We start from the raw sequence: 17,530 nt of genomic DNA, 5'->3' as shown, positions 1-17,530 counted from the left end.
CCAGACCAGATTGATCGTCTGGTCCGATTATGAGATACGTTCCAACACTTTCGCTACACCATCGTTGTCGTTGGAATCCGTAATCTGGTCCGCCAGCTGTTTCAGCTCGTCGATGGCATTCAGCATGGCAACTTTGTGCACAGGCATCGTAAAAAGCTCGAGGTCGTTGTAATCATCTCCGAACACCACAACCTGGGATATAGGGATCTCAAAGTGATGAAGCAGTAACGCCACACCACTTGCCTTGCTAACCGTACGATTCATGATCTGAACTAGGGTCCCCCGGTCCGTTAACACAAGATGAACCTGCTCCCCGAAGGTTCTGTGTAATTCCTCTGGACTGTCAAAGTATGTGATAAGCAACTTTGTAGCATCAAGTACCTTCAATTCGTCATTCGAACGGATCAGTGGCTGGAAAAACCTTGTATGAAAGACATCTTCGTCAATAGGACCGTAATTAGCAAACCATTGGTCCCTAACCTCCAGACTAATACTGCAATTCGGCATGCGTGCGGAGCAATAGTCTAGTATCGCTGCCGTAGTCGGTCTCTCGATGGAGATGTGCCTCTCAAATCCTGTTCCAATGTGTTCAACCATCGCGCCATTATAGTAGACGAATGAGCATACGTCCAAAAGTTCGGACGGCAGCAACACACGGACCGATCGAGGAGGTCTGGCGGTTGCTACGATTATCCTCAATCCGATAGCCGCACATCTTAATACCGCGTCAAGATTACGCCTAGAGACCTTTTTACCGGAGCTAAGAAACGTTCCGTCCAAATCAATTACAATAGCTAAGTATTCCATGTGACTCCACCTCCCTCGTACGGATTTAAGTTCGAAATTTAGAATTCACCTCGTTCTACTGCAAGTTTAACTAAGCAAAGGCTATCTTAGGATCATCCGTCAGCTGCCATTGATTCGTTTTGAGTGCAGCTTAAACGTACCCTAAACAATTTTATAAAAGAATGGCCCACACATTGATTCATGGGTATGTACGTACGTCCATGTAAAATTCTTGTCAAATATATATATATCTTGTTCAAAATCAAAATCGGCTGCAACTACATCATTAGCGTTATTGTATTCAAATACAACATCAGGAGAATTTTGATACATAACGTATAATTCATTCTTAGTCAGAGCATCAAATGCATTTCTTGCTTCTTCTTTTTCTAAGCATTTTTGCTTTTTATAACTAAAAATATGCCACTTAAACTGACTATAATGGATTGCTTCTTTGATCTCGTTGCTCATGTTCTTTGCAAATGCCCTATCCCATAAGTCCATAATTTCTTGCGCTTCTTCAAATAATTCTAAAATAACTACACCTTTATCAAGCAAATTTTTTTTAAATAGGTATTTTCGGTGGATAAATTCAATAGACCCGTAAACGTTCCCTAATTCTTCATCCGGTAAACTATCAATCATTTGATTAATTTCTTGTCTATACGTATTGACGTTCATTAAAACACCTCTTTATTCTAAAATCAATCTCTATAATGAGAACGACAATGGGAAAAAATAGTTACACTACATGCACCGTTAGTTGAGAAAAGACTGTAGATCCATTGCTATCGGCAGCCTTCTTCCAGTTTACTACCCAAATTATTTTACCTTTACTAATTCCTTGTATGTATGTTGTACGTTTTTAGTTATTATTTTTCGTCAATTATGATTTCGGCGCCCGTTAACCCAATAAACTTACTTTTCATTTCTTGTAATACTTGTGCAACTCCATCGTTGTCGTTTGTAAATGTTATCTCGTTCTCCATTTCTTTCAGTTGATCAACACCATTATGCATGGCTAACCAGACATCTTAAAAGCGCATTACTTACATACCATCAGGAGATTACCGTCTGGATCTCTAAATACGAACCATTTCTCAGACTGTATCTCAGTTAGAAGTTCAACTCCATTATTTTTCATAAATTGATATGAAGCATAAATATCGTCTGTTTGAAACATAAACGCAGGAGTTTTATATGTAGGTGGCCCTTCTGGCACATTGCCACCCCACATTGGCATTTGATCTAATATAACAACGGGTCCATCCATAGGAAGTAAATACAAATGCCCAAACAAGATGTCACCGTCGGACGATACTCCCAAAATCCTGCAGTACCAATCCCTTGCTTTTTCAATGTCTCGGACTGGGATAAACACTCCACCGACTCGGTTCTTTATAGGACTTTGCACGTTCAAATCACTCATGTTTAAATATCCTCTCAAAAAAGGAATATATTACTTAATAAATGTCCCACATGTGGTCTGTCCTGTAAAGGTTTATGTTACTTTCAATGAAATCAAAAAGGAGCTGCTTCCATGCAGCTCTGTACTTTGACGACGATCGCAACGGCAAGAAGGGGTGTCCCCGGTCATCTTCCGATGACGAGAAACACCCCTTCTTTGGCGTGCCGTGCAAGATCTAGCCTTCTTTCTTTGGCCAACCGCCCCAAAGGTTGCCTAGATGTCCGTCAGGGTCGCGGAAGGTAAAGCTTGCGGCTTGTACGCCATCTCGCCCACTTCGGCACCTCCGTGTAGCGAATGAGCCCGAGGCCGACTCCCCCGACGTTGAGCCAGTCCTCTTGACGCCGGGGGTGTATTCGAACGAAACGGAATTCCAAGCCCACCCTTATACCACCTTACGGAAGCTTCCAGATCGCGAACAGGCAATTGGACGACCGCGTAATTTTTAACGTTGACAGCCACATTGTATTCCTCCTTCAAATCGTTCTTCCCCATGTAAACGTTTAGCTCTTACTTAATAGCTGATCCACTGCCTTTTTTTGCACATGAGGACATCAACGTGATGCCGCGGGCATTTTATTGCCACTTTTCAAACTAATACCTGCGGATCTGCTGATTGCAGATAGCTTCGGCGCTCTAACGACATCGTGTGCAGAAAAGACTTTCGCAGAAAAAGTGAGAACTATTATTGCTAAATCCACTCTTCTACATAAAATTATAATCGATTAGTAAATAAATTGACCCTGCATCATTTCAGAAAGTATACTTCCATAAATTACACTTGCATAAAGAACGTATGTTCGGTATATAATATAAAATAAGAATATACGTTCGTATTTGGTGGTGTGATGATGAGTGTTAATCCCAGAATTGAGACAGAAGAAGATATTCATTTAATTAAAGAGTACACTTTGCTGCCTATTTTGCTGGATATGTTGGCGAGAGATATTGATGAACTAAAGGTGAACCAGGATAGAATTATTTACAACCACATTATTTTCTATCTACAAGAGGTTGAGAGTTCCATTTATCCAGAATTACAAATAATCAAGAACAAAATGAGGAAACAGGATATTAAAATTTTAAATACTAGCACGAATTCGCAAGGTGTTGATGTTGAGTACAAGGTTCGTGGCTATATCCATCATTTTAAATTGTTAAGGAGCTTAGTAAAGGCAGAACTCATGAGCATGCTTTTGAACTTACGGAGGCGATTAAAATGATCAAGAAAAGTGAAAGGACTGTTTTCTTGGCAGACTGCGAAAGTTTTTACGCCAGTGTAGAGAAGGCTGACCATCCTGGATGTAAAAACAAACCGGTTGCTGTGGCGGGTGACCCAGCACGCCGTTCGGGGATTATACTTGCCGCCTGCCCCATTGCAAAAAGCTTCGGAGTCACTACAGCAGAACGATTAGGAGAAGCCTTGATTAAGTGCCCTGAGCTCATTGTTATGCGCCCACGTATGCAACATTATATTGATGTTTCCCTCATGATTACACAAATCTATAAGGAATATACCGATCTTGTTGAAATATTCTCGATAGATGAACAGTTTCTTGACGTTTCCGGAAGCCTCCGTATTTTTGGGGATCCCGTAATTATTGCTCAATCCATGCAGCAAAAAGTACTCAAACAAACGGGGGTAAAGATACGGGTCGGTATCGGTTCAAATAAAATGCTTTCCAAAATTGCAACAGACATATGGGCAAAGAAGAGCGAAACCGGCATATTCACTTTAAATCAACCAGATATTGAGAAGTTACTCTGGCCGCAACCTGTACAAAAGATGTTTGGGGTCGGATCTAGAATGACAGCTCATTTTGCTAAACTCGGCATGTCTACTATCGGGGATATTGCAAGGACTTCGTTACCACGGTTAAAGGAGAGGTTTCGAACACGTTTTGGCAAACAAAGCGATATCCACGCAGAGGTTATGTGGAGAACAGCGAACGGTTTGGATGACTCTCCTGTGACACCTGGCACTTTTAACACACCGCCTAAATCAGTCGGCCATATGACGACCTTACCTAGAGATTACACCGATAATAGTCAGGTAGACACGATACTACTCGAGCTCACAGAAGAGGTTTGTAGGGATTGCCGTCGCAAGGGGTATATGGGTTGGGTTATCTCCGTTAGCTGCATGTGCAGCCCTTATGATGCGCCTACGGGCTTCTCCAGGCAAATGAAGATGCCTGATCCAACTAATAACACAAATACCGTTTATGAAGCATCCAAAATATTATTTTATCGTTACTGGGATAAAATGCCGGTACGCCGGGTGGGCATCATGCTTAGCAGCTTGGTAGATGATGAAGGCTATCAACTGACCCTCTTTGAAGACCAAGTGAAGTCGAGGGCTTTAGATAAGGCCACTGATATGATAAAGGAGCGTTATGGAAGCGCGGCTATCGTAAGGGCATCTTCGCTAACTGCTTCGGGGCAGGCGCTCGAAAGGGCACAAAAAATAGGAGGGCACTATAAATGAGCAAAAAACTCGAAGGTAATGGATTGTGGGAATCAAGTCGTATGATGCTTCCGCAGCATAAAGAACAATCGATGCAGAATCAAAGCGACCAACCCCATCTGGCTCTTGAACCTCCGACGAAAAAGGATCTCCAGATGATGCGGGATTTCGTCATCCTTCCTTTTGCCCTCAAGATTGTTGAAAAGAAAAGTATCGAGGTTGAAATGTCATCTCTAACACTGAAGTTATTGTACTCCTCAGCTGCAAAAATATTAGCTAAGTGTATGCGCGAGGATGTCCAAAAATCCAAAAAAATTTTGGTTGAAAGACATATTCGTGTTTTTGAAGATTCAAAAGATGATACGGAGCTTATTTATCGATATATCTGCCGCGGGCATGAAGATCGGTTTGTCGTAACTAAAGATTTTATGCGAGAAGAGATCAGTCGCAGGATCGGAAGTTATGCCAAAAGCTTAATTGTAATACTTCAAGAGGCTATGAAAAGTAAATAGGCAAAAAAAAGCCCGAGAGATGTGTCCCTCGGGCTTCGATTTGTAAAATATCCACAATGTCCGTAAACGTTTCATAAATCTCGCTCTTTCATACCGACCACTTTTTAGCTAGAGAAAGCGCAAGAATATTCTCAATATTAAACACCCTCAGACCTTGTTTAGTGAAGCAATAGGCACATACAAAGTTCTTTTTCATAGAACGTATCTCTATAAATCGTTGCGTGATGGCACCATGCTTATCCATATAAACAATTTCCACTTGTTGACCTACATAGCGTTTAAGCTGTTTTTGCTCCATCTTCATCACCCTTCTAAACGATTATTAAGGTTCTAGTCTTGCCTAGCTCTCAATAAAAACGAACATTTGTTCTTATATTGTATCCATATTACCGAACAAATATTCGGTTTTCAACAGGTATTTTTAGGATATCTACAATTTTCCGTTTGCGAGCAAGGATTTTGAAACAGCAAAAAAGCTTCGGAAAACCGCACCGAAGCTTTTTTCATCACCTATTTACGATCACTGCTACTGCAATCTATTATAAAACAAAATCCACAAAACTTGGCGTTCTTAGCAATCCATGACGAGTCCAATTTCTAAATTTTACTTTTGCCTGTATAGGCGGATCCAAATAAACAAAATTCTTGTCTTCCCCACTCACAAGCTGTTTACAAATACCACGAAAAACCTTTTTTTGTGCAGGGCTTACACCTAATTCAATAATACCTGCAGGTCGCATTTTTCCGTTTTCTTTTACATGGGCTAACCAGCCAAATTCATCCTTGCGGTACCCTGCCAAATACACATTTGTGTATTGATAATTAATGATTTTTAACCAGTCATGGGATCGTCGCGACACATAAGTGCTACTCTTCCGTTTCGCTACAATGCCCTCCATAGATTTATCCACAATGGATTGGTATAAGTCCTCTCCGTGCTCTTCGATTTGGGGAACTAGGCTGAAATAATTATTGGGTAATAGAACCGATTCTAAAATGGATCTGCGCTTCATCAATGGGAGACCTCTTAAATCCCGACCTTTGTGGAATAGGATATCCCAAATCACATAGTTAACAGGCCTCTGGTTTAAAAATGCTTGTATCTTATCTTTCTTCTTCAGTTGGAACCGTTCCATTACCAACCCAAAATCGAGCTGTCCTGTTTCTGGATCTGTACAGCAAACTTCACCATCAAGCACAACATCACCGTCAATAGGAACTTGCCAAAGCTCGGGATATTGGCTAGTGCATTCATTATGCTGCCTTGTGAATAAACGAGTCTCTTCTTCACTTTTAGATAGTATCAACCGATGACCGTCAATCTGGGGTTCGAATATATAAGCTTGATCAGAAAAAGCTTTTTCGCGTGAATGTAAAAGCATTGGTGCGATAAACATTAGCATCACCCTGCTATGATTTTACCATGTATGTGAGGTGTGAATAATCAGGTAAATGATGGGGGAGTCTATACATACACTATAATTTAGGAGGCTGTACACTACATGGCGCGAGGACAATCTAGGAGCAACAATCAATTGGTAATACCACAAGCTGCCCAGGCCTTGGAACAACTTAAATATGAAGTGGCTCAAGAGCTAGGAATCGAGATACCGGCAGACGGATATTATGGATTCATGGCAACACGTGATACAGGTGCAATAGGCGGGCATATGGTAAGAAGGATGGTTCAAATCGCCGAGCAGCAGCTTTCGGGAAATCGCTTGTAGTCATATAGTTTTATACTATAAAACCCTCAATTCCTTACAGGAATGAGGGCTTTACTATTCCTTAGGGTTTGGTGAACACTCTGGATTCTGCCATAAATAAAAGAAAACACTTCTTTGAAATTGAAATCCAAGAAGTGTTTTCTTTTCTTACTTCATACGCAAAAGCCGCATGCTGTTTAGTATGACAATAATCGCAGCTCCTGTATCGCTGAGGACGGCAATCCAAAGTGTAAGCCATCCAGGGAAGATCAGCAGCAAGGCAATGGCTTTTACGGTCAAAGAGAACCAAATGTTCTGCTTAATGACCACAAGCGCTTTTCTGCTAAGTTGTATCGTATAAGGCAAGCGCTCTAAGTTATCCGCCATTAACACGATATCAGCAGTCTCCATTGCGGTATCCGTACCGGCTCCTCCCATCGCTATCCCCAAATCAGCAGCTGCTAGGGCAGGCGCATCATTAATGCCATCACCCACCATGGCAATCTTGTAGCCTTCTTGCTGCATCTTGTGCACGGCTTCGACTTTATGCTCCGGAAGAAGCTCAGCGAAGTACCGGTCTACTCCAGCTTGCTCGGAAATTTTGGCTGCGGTTCCCTCATTGTCCCCGGTAAGCATGACCGATTGCCTGATTCCTAGCCCTTTTAATTTTTTTATCATTTGGCTGGATATCGGCCGAATCGTATCCGCAACAGCGATGACGCCCAAGAGGCTTTCCGCGGTGCCAACAATAACGAGTGTGTTGCCCTTGTTTTGCAACTCCAAAAGAGCTTTCTCGATAGGGGCCAAAGAGACCTGCATCCCCTGAAACAACTTGGCATTGCCGGCAAAGTACGTCTTGCCGTTCGTGGTAGCCTGTGCCCCTTTACCTGCTATGGCTTGGTAACCTCCACCTGTGCGTGAGCTGATTTGTTTGTCCAATGCATATTGAACGATTGCCCTGGCGATCGGATGCGTGGAGTATTCTTCGATGGTTCTGCCGATAGCTATAACCTCTTCTTCAGGCACGCCGAATCCAATGACAGAGGAAACCTTGGGCTTTCCCTCCGTGAGTGTTCCTGTTTTATCAAACGCAATGGCATTGATCTTGCCGGCAATCTCGAGGGATGACCCTCCTTTGATCAAAACCCCTTGTCTGGCTGCATTCCCGATAGCTGAGATGATAGCTACAGGAGTGGAGATGACCAGTGCGCAGGGGCATGCAACAACTAAAAGTTCAAGCCCCTTATAAAACCATTCTGACCAGGAACCTATGCTGAACAAAGGAGGTAAAACCATGACCGCCAGAGCCAGTATAAAGACAACCGGTGTATAAATACGGGCGAATTGGTCAACAAATGTCTGGGTCGGAGCTTTTTTATCCTGTGCCTCTTCCACCATATGAATGATTCTGGCAACGGCGGAGTCTTCCGGCAGTTTGGTTACTCGAATCTCAAGAGACCCATTCTCGTTCAATGACCCCGCATATACGGTGCTGCCGGGCTCCTTGTCTACAGGAACTGACTCTCCGGTAATCGGAGCTTGGTTGACCATAGACAGCCCTTCACTAACTTCACCATCCAACGGGATTTTCTCCCCGGGTTTAACAACAATCCGTTCCCCCACAGAAATGTCCTCGACCGGAGTAAGGATAAGCCCGTTTGCTGTTTGCAACCATGCCTCGGTTGGGGCTAAGTCCATCAAGCTCTGAATCGTATTCCTTGTTTTATCAATGGATCTCGTTTGCAGCATATTTCCGATGGCGAATAGCCATACCACAGTTGCCCCTTCCAACCACTCCCCAATACTTACCGCTCCAAGGGCAGCCACAGTCATGAGCACGTTCATATCCAAAGATTTACTTTTGGCTGCATAAAATGCACTCTTTGCAGGCTTGTAGCCAACGATTACCATAGAAGCAGCATATAAAAGGGTGGTAAGCCCTGCGGATACCCCTGCTAATGACCCTAAATATCCAAAAGCCAGAAGAGCACCGGAAAGGTAGGGCAAGCTTGTTGCTCGCCCCAGCGGCGCTGCTTCTGCCTGGCCGCGGCGTTTAGAGATAAGGGATGCTTTATAACCAAGTTTACTGACTTCACGGATGATGTGGGAGGCATCGTTATCATGCTCGATCTTCATTGTAGCACTGGAAAAATTGACGTTTACTGACCTCACGAAAGGTTGGGCCTTGAGATGGTTTTCTATGGTGAGCGCACATGAGCTGCAGTCCATCCCATGGACATGGTAAGTTTTACGGATGCCATCGGTAACCTGCCTATCTACCCCATCCCCTGCACCTTTAGATGGGGTGGATGAGCAACCATCATCGTTGCAGCAAGGTGCTTGGTCTCGTGGTTCGGAGCTACAGCAGGAATCAACTATTTGGGGAACTGCTCTAGAACTAACTGTAAAATCCAAGCTTTTTTTAAAAACAGGCAACTCCTTAGGCACATTCGTGCTGCCGCTTGCAGTCCTTTCATTCTCTTTCATGGGCCTTCCTCACTTTCTGCAGACGGATGCCTCTGTACGTGCCACCAATCATAACGCCTTCATCTACTAGGATGACTTCTTCTTTAAAGGGAGAAATAATATGTTCAAAGCTCCGTCCAATATCCATGTCCATTAGCTTGGCGCTGAAGAATCTGCAGTCTTGTTTTATCTGCAAACCCCCTAATGACATCAAGGTGGTCCATCATGGTTACTCCCTAGATTAGTTGATTTTAATATGTATTTAATATATTATCATATTAGCATTCATTCATATGATGGTCAATCAAACGAATACACATCTTTCGAACAGAAATGCCAAAATGCCAGGTTCGATACAACAGGAGGAATGATGGTGAGTTTTAAGATATTTCAGATTTTTTTGTTAGTACTTGTTATGGTCACTTTAGCTGCGTGCGGCAGCCAAAGCACCGAAGACCACGCTGCACATGGAGGAGCCCATAGCGGAGACCTGCAGGAAACGACGAGTTCAATCAACACCCTGCCAAAGTTTCTAAAAAACCAGCCTGAGCAAACGCAACAGATTTATCAGATCGCTGGGCTAAGCATGGATAAACTGCAGTGGATCCCCTGTTATTGTGGATGTGGGGATGAGGTTGGCCATAAAAGCAATAAGAATTGTTTTATCAAGGAAGTGAAAAGTGATGGAAGTGTTGTGTGGGATGACCACGGGACACGATGTGGGGTATGTATGCAGATTGCTTTAACTACCGCCCAATTAAGTAAAGACGGGAAAGCGATAAAGGAGATCCGAAATATTATTGATACTCAATATAATAAAGGATACGCAAAGCCTACAGATACGCCAATGCCTTCATAAAAAAGTGATCCGCGTTTTATTTGTTTTTACGGACAAAAAACAATAGATTCCCTGATATGTATTACATTGAAAAAGATGGCAATACCGTATTGCTAAAGAACGGCAATCCTAGTATGCGCCATCTATTGAATTATCTATAGCAAGGGAACAGATATGGAACCGTAGTAACCCTTACATTTCTCCGATAAAGCAAGCAGAGAACTTGGTTAAAAAAACAAAATCTTGACGATCAAGCTAATCAGAGCACCTATAGTATTAATGATGAGTTTGAAGAATGGTTAATCGGTAATCTCCTTTGGGGCGCGCACCTTCAACCAAAAGGCTCTTGCGTTGCATTTATTCGGTCATAATCCGCAACAACAAGCACATCCATATGCCTTGAACGGCGAAGAAGGTTTTTCACGATAGAGCCCTTCCACAGCTCCTTCCAGATCGATAGCTTAGACTGTCCTAATATAATCTGTGTGGCTTTATACACATTCGCTTTGTTTACCAAAGCTTCGGGTATACGTTTTCGTTGATCGGTCTTTATGATCTCGAAGGTTCCGCCTAGACGGATCGTCAGCTTCTTTAAAGCCTCCACTCGCTCCAGTATTTCACTGGCCATTCCTAGTTGGACATACGTAACATACCAAGCCGCCTTCAATCTGTAGGCAATACGAAAGCCCCTGCGAATCAAACGCTCAGCATGGAGATCCGCATCAATACACACATAAATAACCTCTTTCCTTCGCCAGGGACCGCGCAGAAAACTGCTCCTTTCCCAGGATTCCAAACGTTCATCCACATCGTCAGCAATCTCACGTAAAGCCAACTCCCTTAAAGCGATCAAATTAACCGTTTTAAAAAAGTTGTTAATCGCTTGCTCCACCTTTTCCATGGCATAAATTTTTCCGTCTCTCATCCGCTGCTGCAACGATTGTGGCGCCACATCGATCAGTTGTACCTCGTCGGCCAACCTTAGGATATGGTCCGGTACCGTTTCCCTAACACGGACACCTGTAATTTGCTCTATGGCATCATTAAGGCTTTCCAGATGTTGGACATTGACGGTCGAAATCACAGAAATGCCAGCTGCCAAAATATCGAGCACATCTTCGTACCTTTTCTTGTTTTTACTTCCGGGTACATTGGTATGCGCCAATTCATCGACAAGCACTACATCCGGGTTACGCCGAATGATTTCTTCCGTATCCATTTCTTCCAAGCGTGTTCCACGGTAGTCTGTAACTTTACGTGGAACCAACTCCAATATCCCTACCTGTGCTGCTGTTTCTTTTCGGCCATGTGTCTCCAGCAGCCCGATGAGTACTTTAATTCCCTTTTTGCCTATATCATTACCTTCACGCAGCATCGTGTAGGTTTTGCCGACGCCTGGCGCTGCGCCAATATATACTTTAAATTGCCCGCGCTTGATTTGCTGAATTTTACGCTCAACCTCTTGGGCGTTTAAGCGGCGGAACCATTCAGCCTCTTCCTCAGGTTTGGATAGCTTGGCAGGCAGTATTCGCTCTCCCTCATGCTCCGCCCGGTCGGCAACCACAAATATATCGATATTCCTTGTCTGCTTTAAGATGTCGTGGACAATAGATCCTTGCCAAAACTCCATCCACCTTGTTTGCTTGGAATGCCCCAGCACAATTCGGGTGACGTTATGTTCCAGAGCGTAGTTAACAAGAATCTTGGGCAGGACCCGGCGGGAACAAAGCGGGAGCTCCTCGAACTCTGCTCCTACTTTTTTCACCAGTTTGACAATTGATCGCCTGAAGGCCGCTTCATCTCTGGAAAGTTCTTTTTTGTCATTAACAAAGGTGACGACCCGCAAATCACCGTTCAGGCGTTTGGCTATTTGCTGGCCTCTCCGTACATAAATCGAACCGTTCCAATGGTACTGCGCTGAAACGAGAATACGTTCTGTTGCTCCCGAGGGACCAATCAGGCCTAATTCATCCCTGTATTTATCGAGGGACTCATTGACATCTTCTGCCATCAAGCGCAAAGATAATTCCCGCAGTACGGCAAGATTGCCGCGCTTGAAAAAAGCGCTGCCCTTTCCCAACCGCAGGTGGCCCTCTGCCGCACGATTTAAAAGGGTTTCGGGCGTTGCATCAATTAATACCACTTCATCCGCATTCTCCAGCGTATCGGCAGGTACGGTTTCTTTCACTTCAATTCCTGTTAATTTCTTGGCTAATTCCGTGACCCCTTCCAATTCGTATACGTTTACAGTTGAAATGACACTAATGCCGTGGCTAAGCAAAAAACGGATATCCTCCATGCGTGTCGCAAATTGGGCTTCTTTACGGTTATGATGTGCCAAACCATCTACCAATACTACCTCTGGATTGCGTTTGATAAGGGCTTCTAGGTTTAGGTCTTTTTTCTCTATGTTATCCTTCATCCAGCGAATGCTGGGAACTCGCTCCAAATCCCCGATCTGTTCGACAGTTTCTGGGCGCTGCATGGTCGAGACAGCACAGATTACCACATCGATGCCCTGCTTCTTTAAATACTGGCCTTCACGCAGCATATGATAGGTTTTACCTGATCCGCTAACCGCACCAATATAAACCTTTAACCTGCCCATATGCAGCTTAGAGATTGATAATAAAATCTCTTCCGGTGTTTTTCGCTTAAAGGTTTCCATATATCCCTCCATAACGCTCGATTTGTATCCAAGTGATAAGCTCGATTCTATGCAACAAAAGGAAAAGCCTGAGTAGCCATAAGCCCTCAGTGCTTTCCCTTAATGATTCTTCTGGCTATTTGTTCAATAATGCATTCAAAGCTATGTTCAATTGTAGCACATTGACCCGCGGCTCACCGAACAGGCCCAGGTCTCGCCCTTCGGTTGTTTGCTGCACTAGCTGCTGCAATTGCGCTACGGGAACTCCCGTCAGCTTGCTAATCCGTGGAACCTGGGCTTGCGCCGATTGCGGCGTAATATGCGGATCCAGCCCAGAGCCGGAGTTGGTAATTAGGTCGATTGGCAGCTGGCTCACCGGAACATCCGGGTTGTTAGCCTTCCAAGCCTCAATGGATTCCTGCGTCCGCTCCAACATATCCGGGTTCGAAGGCGCGTAGTTATTCGTCCCGGAGGCTTCCGCCTTATAATCAATGCTGGACACCCTGCCTTGAAAATATTTAGGGTCTTCAAACTTTTGGCCAATCAGCTCCGAGCCTACGGTTTCTCCCTTGCTGTTCTGGATCAAGCTGCCGTTAGCATGGGCTGGCATCAGGACTTGGGCGATTCCTGTGCATACCAGTGGGTAGACGATCCCGCACAAGACAAGAAAGACAAGGCTGGCGCGAATAGCGACTCCCAAAGAAAATCTGCCTGTTTCAGGCACAGCATTTTCGGATTGTTTCATCTGGGTTCACACTCTTCCCTCTATTATATTATATTATCTTAATCCATTTTAAGTTTCTCTATGATATTTAGAATCATAAACTTCTACTACTACATGCGCTTTACTCCTATATCCATACATGGACGATAAGGTCAATAAGCTTTATGCCCACAAACGGGACCACGATACCGCCCAATCCATAGATAAACAAGTTCCTTTGCAGCAGTTTTGTAGAGCTCATTGGTTTGTACGCTACGCCTCTCATCGCTAGTGGGATCAGCAGCGGAATAATAATCGCATTGAAGACCAATGCGGACAGTATTGCCGACAGGGGGGAGCCGAGACGCATAATGTTTAATGCCTCCATCTGTGGGATAGCCAGTGTAAACATCGCCGGAATGATCGCAAAATATTTGGCCACATCGTTAGCGATACTGAAGGTCGTTAGCGCCCCACGTGTCATCAACAACTGCTTGCCGATCGCTACAACCTCGATAATTTTCGAGGGATCTGAATCCAGGTCAACCATGTTGGCCGCTTCCTTGGCAGCGGTTGTCCCGCTGTTCATCGCGAGCCCTACATCAGCTTGGGCAAGCGCAGGCGCATCATTGGTCCCATCTCCTGTCATCGCTACGAGCTTGCCCAGCGCCTGTTCCTTGCGGATGACCGCAATTTTATCCTCCGGCTTACTCTCGGCTATAAATTCATCGACACCGGCCTCACGGGCAATCGTAGCTGCGGTCAATGGGTTATCTCCTGTACACATGATCGTTTTAATGCCCATCTTGCGGAGCTGCTCGAACCGTTCTTTCATGCCGGGCTTCACGGTATCCTTCAAATAAATCAAGCCATACACTTGGTCATCCACCGCTACTGCCAGTGGTGTCCCCCCTTGTGAGGCAATGGCATCGCTTTTGGCGTCCAAGTCCGCGGGAATCGACCCGCCTTGGGACATTACCCATTGCTTCACGGAATCGACCGCGCCCTTACGCACTTTGCGCCCATCGACCAAATCGATCCCACTCATGCGGGTTTCCGCCTTAAACTCGATAAACGACCCACCTTCAGCAAGTGCACTCTTATAAGACAGCCCTTGCTTTTTCATCAACTCGATCACAGAACGGCCTTCTGGTGTTTCATCCTTGATCGAGCTGAGTGCTGCCCATTCGCCTAATGCCGCGATGTTCGCGGAGCCTACAGGTGTAAACTCGCTGGCCATCCGGTTACCGAATGTGATCGTACCTGTTTTATCGAGAATCATCGTGTTAATATCGCCTGCGGCTTCAACTGCTTTACCCGACATCGCCAACACATTAAACTGGGTGACCCGATCCATACCGGCTATCCCAATCGCGGACAGCAAGCCGCCAATCGTTGTTGGTATCAAGCACACTAGCAGGGAGATCAACACAGGTATATCCAGTTGGATTTCCAGGTACTTGGCGATGGGTGCCAAGGTGACCACCACGATCAAGAAAATGAGTGTTAAGCTCGTAAGCAACGTGTTAAGTGCAATTTCATTAGGTGTTTTTTGCCGTTTCGCACCTTCAACCAATGCAATCATCCGGTCGATAAACGATTCCCCGGGGTCACTCGTAATCTTCACCTTAATCTTGTCACTGACTACTCGGGTACCACCGGTTACCGAATTGAAATCGCCGCCCGCTTCCTTAATAACAGGGGCTGATTCCCCCGTGATTGCGGATTCATCCACGGATGCCAAGCCTTCGATCACTTCACCATCGCCCGGAATCATCTCACCCTGCGAGACGACGACGATATCCCCCTTGCGAAGCTCCGTTGAAGGGACTTGCTTGAGCACGCCACTAACCATTTTATGGGCAACAATTTCTTTTTTCGATTGCTTTAAGGAATCGGCTTGTGCCTTCCCACGCCCTTCAGCAAGCGCCTCGGCAAAGTTGGCAAACAGCACCGTGAACAGCAGGACGACGAAGACAGCTACGTTAAACCCGATACTGCCCTCTGTCCCAAAATAACCTGGGATCAAGATCATCAGCAGCACGACCAGCGTCCCAACCTCAACGACGAACATGACCGGGTTTTTCATCATCGCCATCGGATTCAGCTTCACGAAGCTATCCTTGATGGCATGGCTAACAATCGCTCCCGACAAACTTTTTTTTCTATTTGTATCCATTGATAGGGTCCACTCCTTCCATTAACGAATCGTCAAATACTCAGCAACCGGGCCTAGCACAATGCCTGGCAAGAACGTTAGTGCGCCTATAATTAAAACCGTCCCTACAAGAATGCCGGCAAACAAACGGTTATCCGTGCGGAACGTACCGATCGTTTCGGGAACCCATTGCTTGCGCAGTAACGAACCGGCTACGGCTAGCATAGCGATCATCGAAATGTAGCGCCCGAACAGCATAACGAGCCCTGTCGTAATATTCCAGAAAGGCGTATTATCGCCCAGCCCCTCAAAGCCCGACCCATTATTGGCAGCGGATGAAGTGTATTCGTACAATACCTGCGAGATGCCGTGGTAGGTCGGATTTGTAATACCTGCTCTACCCAAATCGGTAGCCAGCGCGATGGCCGTTGGAGCCAAAATAATGAGCGGATGGGCGAGAATCGCGATGGCAATCAGCTTCATCTCACGCGCTTCGATTTTGCGCCCAAGGAATTCGGGTGTCCGCCCTACCATTAATCCAGCTAGGAACACCGCCAAAATCGCATACATCAGCATATTGACCAAGCCTACACCCTTCCCGCCAAATACGCAGTTCATCATCATAAGAGCGAGCGGTGTGATGCCTCCAAGCGGCGTCAGTGTATCATGCATATTGTTGACACTGCCTGTTGTCGCGGCTGTCGTGACCGTAGAAAACAGCGCCGATTGTGGAATGCCGAAGCGAACCTCTTTGCCTTCCATACTGCCCTGCGAAGCATCAATGCCCAGCCTGTTCATAACCGGATTCCCATTAGACTCTGCCGCGTAGATAAGGGAGAGGAACACCACGAATAAGATCATCATCGAGGAGAAAATAACCCAGCCCTGCTTGCGGTTTTTGGCAAACAAACCAAACGTATAAGGAAGTGCGGCAGAAAGCGTCCACATCGATAATATTTCAATCACATTCGTCAGCGCACTCGGATTCTCGAAGGGATGGGCTGAGTTGACACCGAAGAACCCGCCACCATTCGTCCCGAGATGCTTGATCGATTCAAGCGCCGCAACGGGCCCGATGGCGATTTGCTGCTCAGCACCCTCGAGCGTGGTGACCGTTAGCGTTGGCTGCAGCGTCTGTGGAACCTGGAGCGCCACCAGCAGCATGGTAACCAGGAAAGCAAGCGGGAAGAACACACGGGTATGAGCCTTCACGAAATCCTCGAAAAAGTTACCAATTGTTTCCCCTTTGCTTGTAATCCCTCTAATAAAAGCAATCGCCACCGAAAATCCGGTCGCTGCCGACGTAAACATCATCATGATGATCACAGCCATTTGCGAGAAATACGATAAGCCCGACTCCCCGCTGTAATGCTGCAGGTTCGTGTTGGCCATAAAACTGATGACCGTATTGAATGTTAGCGTCTCTTCCATATTGCCAATCCCATTCGGGTTCAGGGGCAAGAAGCTTTGCGTCCTTAATATCAAATAACTGATCGCAACCAAGACAATGTTCGTTGCGATAAAACTGGCGGCATACGTTTTCCACGTCATGCCCTTGCGTTCCTTCAAGCCGATAATGGCAAAAATCGGCCGTTCGATGAAGCTGAACCAGCGATCCGTCCGGTTAGCTTCATTCGAGAATACGTTGTACAAGTATGTGCCCATAGGTTTGACCAATAACACCAAAATTACAATCACTACGGCAATTTGCAAAATGCCCATTTTGTTTCCTCCCTAGAGTTTTGCTTTAGCAAAACTATCCTCGTAAGCTTCTTCTGAGTT

17 protein-coding genes are annotated in these 17,530 nt (G+C 45.4%); 5 read left to right on the top strand and 12 right to left on the bottom strand.

Going from position 1 to position 17,530, the window contains the following annotated elements:
* Positions 1 to 27: 27 nt before the first annotated feature.
* The 4 genes from G9U52_RS28035 to G9U52_RS28020 form a co-directional block, all read right to left on the bottom strand.
* Positions 28 to 807, bottom strand: coding sequence for an HAD family hydrolase (locus tag G9U52_RS28035; protein ID WP_166153979.1), 780 nt, complete (start codon positions 805 to 807; stop codon positions 28 to 30).
* 141 nt (positions 808 to 948) lie between these two features.
* Positions 949 to 1,467: a DUF4275 family protein gene (locus G9U52_RS28030; protein WP_166153978.1), complete on the bottom strand. Its 519-nt coding sequence runs from the start codon at positions 1,465 to 1,467 to the stop codon at positions 949 to 951.
* 364 nt (positions 1,468 to 1,831) lie between these two features.
* Positions 1,832 to 2,215, bottom strand: coding sequence for a VOC family protein (locus G9U52_RS28025; protein ID WP_166153977.1), 384 nt, complete (start codon positions 2,213 to 2,215; stop codon positions 1,832 to 1,834).
* A 252-nt stretch (positions 2,216 to 2,467) separates the two neighbouring features.
* Positions 2,468 to 2,713, bottom strand: a complete 246-nt coding sequence (locus G9U52_RS28020; RefSeq protein WP_166153976.1) for a VOC family protein — start codon at positions 2,711 to 2,713, stop codon at positions 2,468 to 2,470.
* Positions 2,714 to 3,099: 386 nt separating this feature from the next.
* Between G9U52_RS28020 and G9U52_RS28015 the strand changes: the two genes are divergently transcribed.
* The 3 genes from G9U52_RS28015 to G9U52_RS28005 are packed head-to-tail and all read left to right on the top strand — an operon-like array spanning position 3,100 to position 5,230.
* Positions 3,100 to 3,474 (top strand): YhjD family protein, encoded by a 375-nt coding sequence (locus G9U52_RS28015; RefSeq protein WP_166153975.1) that lies wholly within the window; start codon positions 3,100 to 3,102, stop codon positions 3,472 to 3,474.
* Entirely contained in the window at positions 3,471 to 4,739 is a 1,269-nt protein-coding gene (locus G9U52_RS28010; protein WP_166153974.1) for a DNA polymerase IV, read from the top strand. Before G9U52_RS28015 ends, G9U52_RS28010 begins: the two co-directional genes overlap by 4 nt.
* Positions 4,736 to 5,230 carry a YhjD family protein gene (locus G9U52_RS28005; protein ID WP_166153973.1) on the top strand — a complete coding sequence of 165 codons (495 nt, stop codon included), beginning with the start codon at positions 4,736 to 4,738 and terminating at the stop codon, positions 5,228 to 5,230. Before G9U52_RS28010 ends, G9U52_RS28005 begins: the two co-directional genes overlap by 4 nt.
* Before the next feature lie 88 nt (positions 5,231 to 5,318).
* On the opposite strand, the gene G9U52_RS28000 is transcribed toward G9U52_RS28005, so the two are convergent.
* The gene (locus G9U52_RS28000) at positions 5,319 to 5,528 is read right to left on the bottom strand and encodes a hypothetical protein (RefSeq protein ID WP_166153972.1); all 210 of its coding nucleotides are present in this window, start codon (positions 5,526 to 5,528) and stop codon (positions 5,319 to 5,321) included.
* Positions 5,529 to 5,769: 241 nt separating this feature from the next.
* On the bottom strand, positions 5,770 to 6,627 hold the full coding sequence (locus G9U52_RS27995; RefSeq protein WP_166153971.1) for an ATP-dependent DNA ligase: 858 nt from the start codon (positions 6,625 to 6,627) through the stop codon (positions 5,770 to 5,772).
* A 105-nt stretch (positions 6,628 to 6,732) separates the two neighbouring features.
* Between G9U52_RS27995 and G9U52_RS27990 the strand changes: the two genes are divergently transcribed.
* Complete coding sequence (locus G9U52_RS27990) at positions 6,733 to 6,957, top strand: alpha/beta-type small acid-soluble spore protein (protein WP_166153970.1); 225 nt, start codon at positions 6,733 to 6,735, stop codon at positions 6,955 to 6,957.
* Between the two features lie 147 nt (positions 6,958 to 7,104).
* Here G9U52_RS27990 and G9U52_RS27985 read toward each other — a convergent pair whose 3' ends face one another.
* Both G9U52_RS27985 and G9U52_RS27980 read right to left on the bottom strand, forming a co-directional pair.
* Entirely contained in the window at positions 7,105 to 9,423 is a 2,319-nt protein-coding gene (locus G9U52_RS27985; protein WP_166153969.1) for a heavy metal translocating P-type ATPase, read from the bottom strand.
* Positions 9,410 to 9,556, bottom strand: coding sequence for a hypothetical protein (locus tag G9U52_RS27980; protein WP_207953255.1), 147 nt, complete (start codon positions 9,554 to 9,556; stop codon positions 9,410 to 9,412). The genes G9U52_RS27985 and G9U52_RS27980 overlap by 14 nt, the downstream gene beginning before the upstream one ends.
* Before the next feature lie 213 nt (positions 9,557 to 9,769).
* Between G9U52_RS27980 and G9U52_RS27975 the strand changes: the two genes are divergently transcribed.
* Complete coding sequence (locus G9U52_RS27975; RefSeq protein WP_375790293.1) at positions 9,770 to 10,261, top strand: PCYCGC motif-containing (lipo)protein; 492 nt, start codon at positions 9,770 to 9,772, stop codon at positions 10,259 to 10,261.
* A gap of 310 nt (positions 10,262 to 10,571) precedes the next feature.
* Here the strand turns inward: G9U52_RS27975 and G9U52_RS27970 are convergent, their stop codons facing one another.
* From G9U52_RS27970 to kdpA, 4 genes are all read right to left on the bottom strand, one after another.
* Positions 10,572 to 12,908, bottom strand: coding sequence for a histidine kinase (locus tag G9U52_RS27970; RefSeq protein ID WP_166153967.1), 2,337 nt, complete (start codon positions 12,906 to 12,908; stop codon positions 10,572 to 10,574).
* 115 nt (positions 12,909 to 13,023) lie between these two features.
* Positions 13,024 to 13,632, bottom strand: a complete 609-nt coding sequence (gene kdpC, locus G9U52_RS27965) for a potassium-transporting ATPase subunit KdpC (protein WP_166153966.1) — start codon at positions 13,630 to 13,632, stop codon at positions 13,024 to 13,026.
* Between the two features lie 106 nt (positions 13,633 to 13,738).
* Positions 13,739 to 15,769, bottom strand: a complete 2,031-nt coding sequence (gene kdpB / locus G9U52_RS27960) for a potassium-transporting ATPase subunit KdpB (protein WP_166153965.1) — start codon at positions 15,767 to 15,769, stop codon at positions 13,739 to 13,741.
* Between the two features lie 21 nt (positions 15,770 to 15,790).
* A complete protein-coding gene (gene kdpA, locus G9U52_RS27955) occupies positions 15,791 to 17,470 on the bottom strand; it encodes a potassium-transporting ATPase subunit KdpA (RefSeq protein WP_166153964.1) in 1,680 nt (559 codons plus the stop codon).
* Positions 17,471 to 17,530: the final 60 nt, after the last annotated feature.

This window comes from Paenibacillus agricola (assembly GCF_011440305.1).
Taxonomy (GTDB): Bacteria; Bacillota; Bacilli; order Paenibacillales; family NBRC-103111; genus Paenibacillus_S; species Paenibacillus_S agricola.
The sequence above is the reverse complement of the archived record's forward strand: the minus strand, read 5'-3'. Positions and strand labels throughout refer to the sequence as shown.

Bases quoted from the DNA above. Each gene is read 5' to 3' on its own strand.
- G9U52_RS27970 (WP_166153967.1), bottom strand. From the start codon at position 12,908: ATGGAAACCTTTAAGCGAAAAACACCGGAAGAGATTTTATTATCAATC.
- G9U52_RS27985 (WP_166153969.1), bottom strand. From the start codon at position 9,423: ATGAAAGAGAATGAAAGGACTGCAAGCGGCAGCACGAATGTGCCTAAG.
- G9U52_RS28000 (WP_166153972.1), bottom strand. From the start codon at position 5,528: ATGGAGCAAAAACAGCTTAAACGCTATGTAGGTCAACAAGTGGAAATT.
- G9U52_RS27995 (WP_166153971.1), bottom strand. From the start codon at position 6,627: ATGTTTATCGCACCAATGCTTTTACATTCACGCGAAAAAGCTTTTTCT.
- G9U52_RS27990 (WP_166153970.1), top strand. From the start codon at position 6,733: ATGGCGCGAGGACAATCTAGGAGCAACAATCAATTGGTAATACCACAA.
- kdpB (WP_166153965.1), bottom strand. From the start codon at position 15,769: ATGGATACAAATAGAAAAAAAAGTTTGTCGGGAGCGATTGTTAGCCAT.
- G9U52_RS28015 (WP_166153975.1), top strand. From the start codon at position 3,100: ATGATGAGTGTTAATCCCAGAATTGAGACAGAAGAAGATATTCATTTA.
- G9U52_RS28025 (WP_166153977.1), bottom strand. From the start codon at position 2,215: ATGAGTGATTTGAACGTGCAAAGTCCTATAAAGAACCGAGTCGGTGGA.
- G9U52_RS28030 (WP_166153978.1), bottom strand. From the start codon at position 1,467: ATGAACGTCAATACGTATAGACAAGAAATTAATCAAATGATTGATAGT.
- G9U52_RS28035 (WP_166153979.1), bottom strand. From the start codon at position 807: ATGGAATACTTAGCTATTGTAATTGATTTGGACGGAACGTTTCTTAGC.
- kdpC (WP_166153966.1), bottom strand. From the start codon at position 13,632: ATGAAACAATCCGAAAATGCTGTGCCTGAAACAGGCAGATTTTCTTTG.
- kdpA (WP_166153964.1), bottom strand. From the start codon at position 17,470: ATGGGCATTTTGCAAATTGCCGTAGTGATTGTAATTTTGGTGTTATTG.
- G9U52_RS27980 (WP_207953255.1), bottom strand. From the start codon at position 9,556: ATGGACATGGATATTGGACGGAGCTTTGAACATATTATTTCTCCCTTT.
- G9U52_RS27975 (WP_375790293.1), top strand. From the start codon at position 9,770: ATGATGGTGAGTTTTAAGATATTTCAGATTTTTTTGTTAGTACTTGTT.
- G9U52_RS28005 (WP_166153973.1), top strand. From the start codon at position 4,736: ATGAGCAAAAAACTCGAAGGTAATGGATTGTGGGAATCAAGTCGTATG.
- G9U52_RS28010 (WP_166153974.1), top strand. From the start codon at position 3,471: ATGATCAAGAAAAGTGAAAGGACTGTTTTCTTGGCAGACTGCGAAAGT.